This window comes from Ramlibacter sp., from assembly GCF_029866045.1.
In the GTDB taxonomy this organism is placed as follows: Bacteria; Pseudomonadota; Gammaproteobacteria; order Burkholderiales; family Burkholderiaceae_C; genus Ramlibacter.
This window is the reverse complement of the sequence record NZ_JARXAB010000002.1, coordinates 1-10,472: the sequence shown is the minus strand read 5'-3', so window position 1 is coordinate 10,472 and position 10,472 is coordinate 1. Positions and strand designations below refer to the sequence as shown.

Sequence of the window (10,472 nt, the reverse complement as noted above, 5' to 3'; positions counted from 1 at the left end):
GCGCAGCGGCAGGCCAGCCCCCGGCTGCAGGTAGACCAGGTCACGGAGCAAAAGCATGGCGTTGAGCGCTTCCTCAGGGTCTCCGAGAAAGCACAGAGCCGCGCCGTCTCCGGTGCACATAGCCAGGTAGTGCTCGCGGGGCAAGCCCTGCAGCACTCGGACGAGGAGCGCATTGAGCTGTCCTTTGATGCCCACCTGATCGTCGACCGACTGGGCCGACCAGGCGACCAGGTCGATGAACGCGACGCAAGCCAGCAGGTTACGCCCGGCGAGGCATTCGAGCTGGCTCGGTGGCGACGGACCCAGAACTGCGAGCGGCAGGCAGGCCGGCGACGAGACGGAGAGAGCGGCCAGATTGGAAGGGCCCGGTACCGCCTGCGATGGGGTCCGCAGCGCCGATCCGGAGGCGGACGACAGCCTAGGCGCTACAGGGGTTGCTGCGAGCAAGGCCTCGCGGAAGTCGTTGACCGACTGTGGCCTGTCCGGAGCTTTGGGCTGCATCGCCCAGGAAATGGCTTGCAGCAGGTCGGCGCCGAAGCGGCTGGGGTCGGCCAACTGGCTGGGCAAGGGCTGCTTGTCGTCCTGAATACGGGCGGCTGCTTCCACCGGTTTGTGCCCGGTGACCATCCAGTACATGACCGCGCCCAAGGCATAGAGATCTGACCAGGGGCCCTGCTCGCCCTGCGAGTGATACTGCTCAAACGGGGCAAAGCCCGGGCTGACGATACTGGTGGCGCCTGCGCCGGCCGTCACCCGACGGGCAGCGCCAAAGTCCAGAAGGACCGGCTGGCCGTCGGCACGCATGTAGATGTTGTCGGGCTTGATGTCCCGGTGCAGGAATCCGGCCCCATGCACCGCCGCCAGCCCGTCGAGCAATGGGAGCACCAGAGCCAGCAGCGTGGCTTCTGACAGTGGCTGCTGGCGAGCCAGCCAGCGGGTCAGCGGATCGCCACGCTCGTATTCCATGACGATGCAAGCGGTGCCATGCGAGCGCAGATGCCGCAGCACCCGCACGATGTTAGGGTGACGGAAGTTGGCCAGCGCCCGGGCCTCTTCGATGAAGCGCTCCAGACCTGCCGCAAAGGTTTGGTGGCCGCTGCCGCGTGGCAGAACAGCGCCGCAGGGGCTGCGGTGAGCGCAGTCGGCAGGGAAGAATTCCTTGATGGCGACCGGCAGGTCCAGTTGCAGATCACGGGCGAGGTAGGTGATGCCAAACCCGCCACCGCCGAGCCACTGGCGGATTTCGTAGTCGTCAATGCGGGTGCCCGGGAGGAGGGCGCCCGCATCGCCCGAATCCGGGCAAGGCGCTTCAGCGCTCATCTGGACTTCCCCGCACTCCGAGGGGAGGCGCCCAAGGTGCGTCATGCCGGAGATGGCGGAGCCTCATGACAAGTGCGGATCGGCGTGGATCATTTGCATCGCCCTCTCCAGGCTGCGACGCATGCGGTTGAACGAGGCGCCGAGCAAGGACACCTCGTCCCGGCCGGTCTCGGCGAACTCAGGTTCGCTGAAGTCGCCCGTGCTGATGCGGTCGGCGGTGCGCGACATGCGGCGGATCGGCCGGATGATGAGCCAGCCCAGCATCAGGTTGAGCGCCAGGAAGACGGCTGTGAATACGCCCGCCAGGGAGATCATGAAAGTGCTGAATACCTGGTCCGCATGCCGCAGTGGCACCGTCATCGGGACGTTGACGATTTGGGCGCCGACGATCTCGCCCTGGCGCCAGCCGAAACCGTTGGCCTCGCCGTAAATCTTGAGCATGCTGGGGGGCGCAGCCGCTGGCGTGCTGTGGCATTGCAGGCAAGCGGTATTGCTCACCTGGATGGGCCGGGCGATGTAGAGGCTGCGACCCCCAGAAGCCTCGCGCTCACCGATGATCTCCTGCTGATCGGGGTACTGGCGAAACCGCTGCACCACATCGGCTTCCCAGTCAGCGGTCCGGTTTCGAGGATTGGTCGGGTTGAGCGTGGCCTCTTTGTAGCTGTAGTCGCCGTAGTGCCGCCGCAGCTTGTTGATGGTTTCGGTAGCGGCAAAGGCTGGCACCGTTTGTGGCAGAAAGACCTCGGTCATCTGTGGGGCCAGGTGCGGCCGGATTTGGTCCACGGTGTAGGTCCGCACAGCGATGGCGGCCTCAAGGATGAGGCGCGCGTCCTCAATCACCTGGGCGCGCGCCTTTTCTTGCAACATTTGTCGGGACAACCAACCCGTGGCGCCCAACCCGGCGAGGGAGACGCCGACCAGCACCAGGTTGAATCGGAGCAGTAATCCCATCGTATTCGTCTCCCTAGAGGCGGCGGATTCTAGGCCTAGCGCGTCTCGCGTGGGGACCAGCCCACCGAGGTCGAAAGCATTGACCGGCCTGGCCGGATAATCGGGTGATGACAAGTGCCAAGGTCCTGTTCGGGTTCCACGCAGTGGGTGTGCGGTTGAAGACTGCGCCGCAGTCGGTGATCGAGGTGGTGTTTGACGCGAGTCGTCGCGACGCCCGCATGCGCCAGTTCCTCGACCGTGCCCGTGAGGCGGGTGTCCGGCTGGTCGAAGCCGACGCCGTTCGGGTGGCCAAGCTCGCGGGCAGCCATGGCCACCAGGGCGTGGCTGCGCGGGTCGAGCCCATGGTCGCCGCGCACTCGCTCGACGATTTGCTCGATGCGGTGCAAGATCCGCCGCTCCTGCTGGTGCTCGACGGTGTGACCGACCCGCACAACCTGGGCGCTTGCCTGCGGGTGGCCGACGGCGCTGGCGCGCATGCGGTCATCGCACCCAAGGACCATGCGGCCGGGATCAACGCGACGGTAGCCAAGGTGGCCAGTGGCGCGGCCGAAACCGTGCCCTATTTCATGGTGACCAACCTCGCTCGCACCCTGGGCGAACTCAAGGAACGCAATATCTGGTGCATCGGTACTGCCGGCGAAGCAGAGAAGTCGATCTACCAGGTCGAGATGAAAGGCCCGGTGGCCCTGGTGCTGGGGGCCGAGGGCCCCGGCATGCGCCAGCTCACCCGCAAGACCTGCGATGAGCTGGTGCACATCCCGATGTGCGGCGCGGTCGAGAGCCTCAATGTCTCAGTGGCCAGCGGCGTTTGCCTGTACGAGGCGCGGCGTCAGCGGCTGGGCTGACGGTCCCGAGCGGTCTGCCCCGCTCTCGTCGAGGGGGTCGGGCGCGTTTGGCGCTGGCAGCTCCTGCGTGTGGCCGACAAGCGGCTCAAACCCAGCCCAGCGCGCCCATGAGCGCGCCTGCGCCCAGCAGCCACAGCAGGTGGATGCGGGTGCGCCAGACCACCACGGTGGAGACCAGCGCCAAACCCCACAACGGCAGTTGCGCGAGCGTGTAGCCGTGGGCGGAGACCAGCACCCAGCCGGTGCCGGCCATGAGTGCAATCACGATAGGCGTCATGCCTTGCTTGAAGGCCCGTACCTCCCGGCGCTCCCGGTTACGTTGGCTCCACTGCGCGGTGACATAGGTCAGCACTGAGCTCGGTCCCATGATGCCGGCCATCGCCAATACAAGCCCCAGCGCGCCGCCGGCCCAACTGGCGGCGTTGAAGCCCACATTCCAGCCCAGAAGGGCAATGAAGAGCACGTTGGGCCCGGGCGCTGCCTGGGCGATGGCAATGGAGTCGGTGAACTGGGCGTCGGTCAGCCAGCGGTTCTCGTCGACCAGGTAGCGGTGCGATTCTGGCGTGGTACTGATGGCGCCCGCCACCGCAAGCAGGGACAGCCCCATGAAGTGAGTCAGCATCGCCACCCAGTCCAGGGCGCCCAGGAGCTGCGCGATCGCGGCGCTCATCGCGCGTCCTTTTTCTGGGCTTCGATCGCCCCGAGCCGACGCCAGGTGAGCAGGCAGGTGGGCCCGCCAATTCCCAACAGCAACAAGGCCAGCGGTACACGCAGCAGGGCCAGGCCGACAAAGGTCAGCACACACAGGGCCAGCGCCAGCCGCCAACCGAGCGGGTGACGGCCCAGGGAGGGCAGCAGCTTGAGTCCGGTGGCGGCAATCAGGCCGGCAGACACCGCGCTCATCCCGCGCAGGGCCGCCTGAACCTGAGGCACATGGGCGAACTGGGCATACAACAGGGCCAGGCTCAGCACCAGGGCCGTGGGCGCGAGTAGCAGCCCCGCCACGCCGAACACCGCGCCGCGCCAGCCGAAGTGGCGCGAGCCAAAAATGATGGCGAGGTTGATCACGTTCGGGCCGGGCATCACCTGGGCCACCGCCCACTCCTCGACAAAATCGTCCCGGGTCATCCAGCGCCGACGCTCCACCATCTCGCGCTGCACGACCGCCAGCACCCCACCGAAGCCCTGCAGGGCCATCGAGCTGAAGGCGATGAACAGCTCTATCAGGGAGGCCGGGTGGCGACGGTCGGCCGTCTCGTCATCCGGATGGCTGGGCGGGGGCGGGGGGCGTGTGGCGGGAGAGGGCGAGACGGGATTCACCCAAGGATTATCAGCGCGACCGGGACAGCCCATCCGGTGGGCCCGGCGATCCCCCATCGGACCGACGCAGGGCCCGCAGGCGAGGTCTGGTCACAGGCTTTCCGTGAATTCCGCACGACCTGGGGTTCTGCGTAGGCCTACAGCCCGAGGAGGGCCCCGAATTTGTCCTTCATTCGTAGGATGGCTCTGACATTTGACGAAAGCGAGTCCATGAAGGAACTGCCCGACCGCTCCTGCACACCCCAGCCTGAGGCTGCCGCTGTGCCCGACCCGAGCCCCGCCTTTTCCAAGGGTGAGCGCCCCCCAGGGAGCTGGTGGGCCGCCCTGTGCAAGGCTGCCAGCCGCCTGGCCGACTGGTTTGCCATCCAGAGCAGGGGACTGCAGGGCGTGTTGCTCGCACTGGCCTTGGCGATTCCGGCCAGCGGCCTGTATGCGCTGACGCTGTGGCAGCGCCAGGCCGAGGTGGCGGTCGAGGTGGCCAAGATGGCAGCCCAGAGCGGCGCCAGCAGCTCGCCACTCGACGAGCGTCTGCCGGTGGTGTTCGGCCAGGGCTCGCTCCTGGGATTTTTGGCGCAGGAGCCAGTGGACCGGATCACCGTCGTCTACAAGCCGCTGCTGTGGAACATGTCCGAGCGCTTCGTCCTGGTGAGTTCGGGCGGCAAGCGTCACGCCTTTTATCCATCCGACATGGAGACGCAGATCTTCACCGAGCGCGCGGTGACAGCGGACTGGGGCGCCAAGCTGGTGTTTGTGCCGCGCTCAGAGCTGCCCGCGGCCAGCCTGGCTCTGATTGAGCGGCTGGACCAGCGCTTTGCCAACGCCAGGCCTCAGTCCGAAAAGGACGCCTGGAAGGCAGGGGTGAGCGGACTGCTGTCGGGCGCGCTGACCCTGGGTCTGATCGGCTTCCTGTTTTTTCAGTTGCGTGGCCAGCATAAATCGCTGCGCTTCATTGAGCCTGCCCAGGTCCATGGGGATCTGGACGATCTGGTGGGCATGGACGACATCAAGGCCGAAGTCGCGCAGATTCATGACCAGTACCAGCGGCGTGCCGCGTATGCCGAGTACGGCATCGACAAACCCTTCAATGTCATGTTTAGCGGCCCTGCGGGTACGGGCAAGACCAAGCTGGCCAGCTACCTGGCCAAGACGCTCAATTTGCCCATCCTGTTTCATTCGGCAGTGAACCTAGAAACCGGCTACGTGGGCGGCGGCGCGGGCACTCTTAGCCGCATCGTGGCGATGGCCCAGCGCCGAAAGCGCTGCATCGTTTTTCTGGATGAGGCACAAGACCTGTTTATGAAGCGCGGCGGCCACCGCAAGTTCGATGACGACACCCAGAACATGTTGCTGGCGGTTCTCGACGGGGTGCGCACCCGCCGGGAAGCCGAAATCATCTGGATCGTGGCCAGCAATTTCAACAGTGAGCAGATGCCAATGGACGAGGCCATGCTCCGCCGCTTTCAGATGAAGGTGGATTTTCGGCTCCCCAACCGCACCGAGCGCGAGGCCATCATCGGCCACTACCTGTCTCGGCGCGCCGGCAAGGTGCTGCCAGGGCTGGACTTGCGACAAGTGGTCGAAATCACCGAGGGCCGCAGTCCGGCCGATCTGGAGACCATCGTCAACCAGGCCGGCATCACCGCGGTGCAAGCAGGCAACATGATCGGCACAGACACGCTCATGCAGGCTGCCGAGCGGGTGCTGGTGGGTAACGTCAACACCCACACCACCCAGGATCGCGAGCACGACCGGCGGGTGATCGCGGTGCACGAGTGGGGTCACTTCCTGGTTGACTTCGAGCAGGAGCGTGCCCGCTGCGAGGGTGACTGGGACCGGATCCTGGCTGAGATGAAGATGATCAAGATCTCGCTCAAGGCCAACCCGCGCAACAACGCGCTGGGCTTCGTTTTTCACAAGCAGGGTACGAACTTGCTCAGGACCAAGAGCGATATGGAGCACGATGTCCGGGTACTGCTCGGCGGGATGGCCAACGAGGAGCTGTTCTTCGGCGAGGAGGGCACCACCAATGGCGCGCACAACGACATCAGCCGGGTCACCTGGCTCCTGCACCAGGCGGTGGCCGAACTGGGCATGTACCGGCGCACGCGCCTCAATTTCGGCGCGCTGGCCCACGACGGAGGCGGGCAGGTCGACGAGGAAACACGAGGCATCATGGAGGCTCAAAGCGAGCGTCTGTACGACGAGACCCGCGAACAATTGGCCCGACTCAAGCCCTTGACCGAGCACCTGGTCGGCCGCCTGATGGCTGTTGGCGAAATGGACCTGCGGGAGGCGCTCTCCGAGATCCGCCGCTTTGAGCAAGCATGCCGGGGGTTTGACCAGCGCATGGGCCTGCTGTCGGCCTGAGCGCTGCGGGGCTCAGGGGGGCCATTTCTGTGCGGCACAGACGCGTCGCCGGGGTCGATGCAGGATGCGTCGTTCGGTTCGTCCGGCCTGAGCGGCTACAGCCGCGACAGGCGATCGAGCGCTGCCAACAAGGTTTCGTCTTTCTTGGCAAAGCAAAACCGCACCACCCGCTGGTCGAACCCGTCACCATAAAAGGCCGAAAGCGGGATAGCGGCCACGCCGACCTCCCGCGTGAGCCACTGGCAGAACTCGGACTCGGACAGGTCGGACACCTCGGAGATGTCCACGCACTGGAAGTAGGTGCCCTCGCAAGGCAGGAGCTTGAAACGGGTACCGGCCAGACCGGCGCGAAACAAGTCACGTTTGCGCTGGTAGAAGGCGGGCAAGTCGCGGTAGGGCGCGGGGTCGGCCAGGTAGGCGGCCAGGCCCCATTGCACCGGCGTGTTCACCGTGAACACATTGAACTGGTGCACCTTGCGAAACTCGGCGGACAGCGACGCCGGCGCGGCGACATAGCCGACCTTCCAACCGGTGACGTGGAAGGTCTTGCCGAAGCTCGAGACCACAAAGCTGCGCGCGGCCAGCCCCGGAAAGCGGGCCACGCTCTCATGGGCCCGACCGTCGAAGACCATGTGTTCATAAACCTCGTCGGCGATCAGCAGCACGTCTGTCGGCGCCAGCAGGGCTTCGAGTCGCAGCATCTCCTCGCGGGTCCAGGCGGTGCCCGAGGGGTTGTGCGGGCTGTTGAAGATGAGAGCCCGGGTGCGCGGCGTGATCGCGGCGGCGATCTTGTCAAAGTCGGGCCGGAAAGTCCCCGGGGTGAGCGGCACCCGCACGACGGTGCCGCCGGCCAGATCGATATTGGGCACGTAGCTGTCGTAGCAGGGCTCCAACACGATCACTTCGTCTCCCGGCCGCACCACCGCCAGGATGATGGTCAGGATGGCCTGGGTCGCGCCAGCGGTGACAGTGATCTCGCTGCCCGGGTCATAGCGGTAACCATGCAGCGCCTCCAGCTTGGCGGACACCGCCTCTCGCAGCGCCAGCACACCGGGCATGGGCGGGTACTGGTTCTGACCGGCGGCCATCGCGTCCGACACTGCCTTGACCAGGCGAGGGTCACAGTCGAAATCGGGGAATCCCTGGCCCAGGTTGATCGCCTGATGCTCGGTGGCCAGCGCCGACATCACGGTGAAGATGGTCGTGCCCACCGCCGGCAGCTTGCTGGCCAGGGCAGGGGTGCGGGGAGCGGTGGCGAGTTCAGAGCTCATAGTCGTTGACATGCCCGGACATGGCCTTGGCAATGAGTTGGCGGTCGAGCCGCGGCGACAGCAGCTCGGCGAATTGGAGGACGAAATTGCGCAAATAGGCGCTGCGCTTGAAAGCGATACGGGCCACATTCTGACCAAACAGATGGCCGAGGGGCCTCACCAGCAGCGGCGGTTTGCCCAGTTCCTCGTCAGTCGCGGCCATTTCGGCCACGATGCCGATACCCAGCCCCAGGCGGACGTAGGTCTTGATCACATCTGAGTCGATGGCTTCCAGCGCAATGCGTGGCTGCAACTTGCGGGCTGCAAAGGCTTGGTCGATGCGGGTGCGGCCGGTGAATGACGGGTGGTAAGTGATCAGCGGCTCGGCGGCCAGGTCTTCCAGCGTGATGCGCTCCTTGCCCGCCAGCGCGTGGCCCTCGGGCATGACCAGAACGTGCTGCCACTCGTAGCAGGGGAGGGTAACCAGCTCAGAGTAGTCGGCCAGCGATTCGGTGGCGATCCCCACTTCGGCCACTTCCTCCAGCAGCATCTTGGCCACTTGGTCGGGCGAGCCTTGGTGCATGCTCACGTTCACCTTGGGGTAGGCCTCACGCAAGCGGGCTACGGGAATCGGCAGCACGTAGCGGGCCTGGGTGTGGGTGGCGGCGATTGACAGAGTGCCGGAGTCCTGGGCACTGAACTGCTCGCCGATGCGTTTGAGGTTGCCCACCTCCCGCATGATCAGCTCGATGCTCTTGAGCACATGCTGGCCGGGCTCGGTAATGCGCTTGAGGCGCTTGCCGTGGCGGGCGAAGATCTCGACCCCCAGCTCCTCCTCCAGCTCGATGATGGCCTTGGACACGCCCGGCTGGGAGGTGTGCAAGGCCTTGGCTGCCTCGGTGAGGTTGAGGTTGCGGCGGGCGGCTTCCTGGACGAAACGGAACTGATGCAGGTTCATATTGAATCCCAGATAAAGCTGAGATTTATTATGCCGCAAACATCTATTGAGCCTGCCTGCGTCATGGGAAATGAAACATGCATGCCACGGCCGATCTGGGCCCCTGTACACACCCTATACGCACCCTGCCCGCACCCTGCCCGCACCCTGCACACGCCCGGTGCTCAGCGCGCCATCGCCAGGTTGGCCAGCAGGTCCAGCAGCCCCGGGTCTTCGCCCACCGTCGGCTGCAGCACCCAACGCACCTGCGGGTGGGCGTTGCGAAGCGACTCCATCAGCAGCGGCAGGTCCTCGCGCGCATGGCGGCCCACGCCCAGGAACATGGGCAGCACACGGATCTCTTCCAGCCCCAGCGCCACCAGTTCCGCGCCAGCACTCGGCAGGTCAGGGGCGGTGAGCTCGAGGAAGGCGCAGCGCACCGGTGTGCCGGGTTCGGCCTTAGCGACGCGGCGCGCCACCGCGTCCATGGGCAGCCGCCAGAGCGGGTCACGGGACCCGTGGGCGAAAAGAATCACACCTCGGGTGGGAGAGGAAGCGGGGAGGGTCATCGTCGCAGGACCAGCCAGCCAAAGGCGCCCAGGGACATCAGCGTGTAGAGCAGGCCGGGTGCGGCCGCAGCGACCCAGGGCTGCCACTTCTGCAGGTTACCCACATGGCCGAACACGTTGTTGAGAAGGAAGAAGCTGATCCCGAACAGGATGCCCACAAACACCATCGCACTGATGCCGCCCGAGCGGAAATGCAGATAGGCAAACGGCAGGGCCAGCACCATCATCACCAGGCAGCTCAAGGGGTAGAAGACCTTGCGCCAGAACTCGATTTCATAGCGCTGGGACGTCTGACCGTTGGCGTCGAGGTGGCGCATGTAGCGAAACAGGTCCAGGGTGGACATCCGCTCTGGCTTGAGCAGGGCCACCGAGACCATCTCGCTGCTGATGCTCGTGGGCCACACCGCCTCCGCCTCATGCTGGGTGGCCGCGCTCGCGCGCTGCCCCTCGCCGGGGCGGAAGAAGGTGCGATCCACCCCTTTGAGCACCCAGGCTTCGTCAAATTGCACCTGCGCCTGTGACGCCTGGACCATGGTGACGAGCCGCCCGGCGGAATCAGCTTCGAAGATGCGCAGCCCGCGCAGGCTGCCGTCCGGCGCCATCGCGGCCACGTTCACGGTGTAGGTGCGCTCGCCTTGGCGCTCCTTGAGCCAGGCGCCGGTCATTCCCACTGAGAGTCGGCCCTGGTATTTGGCCTTGAGCAAGGCGGCGGTCCGGTCTGCCGCCGGTGCCAGAAACTCGCCGGTGGCAAACGTCAGCCCGCTAAAGAGCGTTCCCAGCACCAGCAGCAGGGTGAGGGCGCGCCCTGGCTCGAGGCCAGAGGTGCGCAAGATGGTGTACTCGGAGTTCTGCGCCATCCGCGCCAGCACGAAGATGGTGCCAATCAGGACCGCGATCGGCATCAACTCATACA

At 65.6% G+C, this 10,472-nt stretch carries 10 protein-coding genes; 2 read left to right on the top strand and 8 right to left on the bottom strand.

Going from position 1 to position 10,472, the window contains the following annotated elements; genetic code table 11:
• Together QE494_RS00090 and QE494_RS00085 are read right to left on the bottom strand one after the other, a co-directional pair.
• A partial coding sequence (locus QE494_RS00090) for a serine/threonine-protein kinase (RefSeq protein ID WP_300040235.1) occupies window positions 1–1,320 on the bottom strand: 1,320 nt, incomplete at its 3' end.
• 63 nt (window positions 1,321–1,383) lie between these two features.
• Window positions 1,384–2,271, bottom strand: a complete 888-nt coding sequence (locus QE494_RS00085; RefSeq protein ID WP_300040233.1) for a DUF3365 domain-containing protein — start codon at window positions 2,269–2,271, stop codon at window positions 1,384–1,386.
• Between the two features lie 107 nt (window positions 2,272–2,378).
• Here QE494_RS00085 and rlmB point away from each other — a divergent pair, with 107 nt between their 5' ends.
• A complete protein-coding gene (gene rlmB / locus QE494_RS00080) occupies window positions 2,379–3,116 on the top strand; it encodes a 23S rRNA (guanosine(2251)-2'-O)-methyltransferase RlmB (RefSeq protein WP_300040232.1) in 738 nt (245 codons plus the stop codon).
• 85 nt (window positions 3,117–3,201) lie between these two features.
• On the opposite strand, the gene QE494_RS00075 is transcribed toward rlmB, so the two are convergent.
• On the bottom strand, window positions 3,202–3,786 hold the full coding sequence (locus tag QE494_RS00075) for a chromate transporter (protein WP_300040230.1): 585 nt from the start codon (window positions 3,784–3,786) through the stop codon (window positions 3,202–3,204).
• Window positions 3,783–4,436 carry a chromate transporter gene (locus tag QE494_RS00070; RefSeq protein WP_336619413.1) on the bottom strand — a complete coding sequence of 218 codons (654 nt, stop codon included), beginning with the start codon at window positions 4,434–4,436 and terminating at the stop codon, window positions 3,783–3,785. Before QE494_RS00070 ends, QE494_RS00075 begins: the two co-directional genes overlap by 4 nt.
• 180 nt (window positions 4,437–4,616) lie before the next feature.
• Between QE494_RS00070 and QE494_RS00065 the strand changes: the two genes are divergently transcribed.
• The gene (locus tag QE494_RS00065; RefSeq protein ID WP_300040228.1) at window positions 4,617–6,803 is read left to right on the top strand and encodes an AAA family ATPase; all 2,187 of its coding nucleotides are present in this window, start codon (window positions 4,617–4,619) and stop codon (window positions 6,801–6,803) included.
• A gap of 95 nt (window positions 6,804–6,898) precedes the next feature.
• On the opposite strand, the gene QE494_RS00060 is transcribed toward QE494_RS00065, so the two are convergent.
• The 4 genes from QE494_RS00060 to lptG form a co-directional block, all read right to left on the bottom strand.
• The gene (locus tag QE494_RS00060) at window positions 6,899–8,086 is read right to left on the bottom strand and encodes a pyridoxal phosphate-dependent aminotransferase (RefSeq protein ID WP_300040226.1); all 1,188 of its coding nucleotides are present in this window, start codon (window positions 8,084–8,086) and stop codon (window positions 6,899–6,901) included.
• Window positions 8,064–9,011, bottom strand: a complete 948-nt coding sequence (locus tag QE494_RS00055) for a CysB family HTH-type transcriptional regulator (protein WP_300040224.1) — start codon at window positions 9,009–9,011, stop codon at window positions 8,064–8,066. Before QE494_RS00055 ends, QE494_RS00060 begins: the two co-directional genes overlap by 23 nt.
• A 164-nt stretch (window positions 9,012–9,175) precedes the next feature.
• The gene (locus QE494_RS00050; protein WP_300040220.1) at window positions 9,176–9,559 is read right to left on the bottom strand and encodes a sirohydrochlorin chelatase; all 384 of its coding nucleotides are present in this window, start codon (window positions 9,557–9,559) and stop codon (window positions 9,176–9,178) included.
• Window positions 9,556–10,472 (bottom strand): LPS export ABC transporter permease LptG (gene lptG, locus QE494_RS00045; RefSeq protein WP_300040218.1); only part of this gene is annotated, 917 nt, incomplete at its 5' end. The genes lptG and QE494_RS00050, both read right to left, overlap by 4 nt.

Excerpts from the sequence above, each read along its gene's own strand:
- rlmB (WP_300040232.1), top strand. The coding sequence starts at position 2,379 with ATGACAAGTGCCAAGGTCCTGTTCGGGTTCCACGCAGTGGGTGTGCGG.
- QE494_RS00085 (WP_300040233.1), bottom strand. The coding sequence starts at position 2,271 with ATGGGATTACTGCTCCGATTCAACCTGGTGCTGGTCGGCGTCTCCCTC.
- QE494_RS00050 (WP_300040220.1), bottom strand. The coding sequence starts at position 9,559 with ATGACCCTCCCCGCTTCCTCTCCCACCCGAGGTGTGATTCTTTTCGCC.
- QE494_RS00060 (WP_300040226.1), bottom strand. The coding sequence starts at position 8,086 with ATGTCAACGACTATGAGCTCTGAACTCGCCACCGCTCCCCGCACCCCT.
- QE494_RS00065 (WP_300040228.1), top strand. The coding sequence starts at position 4,617 with ATGGCTCTGACATTTGACGAAAGCGAGTCCATGAAGGAACTGCCCGAC.
- QE494_RS00055 (WP_300040224.1), bottom strand. The coding sequence starts at position 9,011 with ATGAACCTGCATCAGTTCCGTTTCGTCCAGGAAGCCGCCCGCCGCAAC.
- QE494_RS00075 (WP_300040230.1), bottom strand. The coding sequence starts at position 3,786 with ATGAGCGCCGCGATCGCGCAGCTCCTGGGCGCCCTGGACTGGGTGGCG.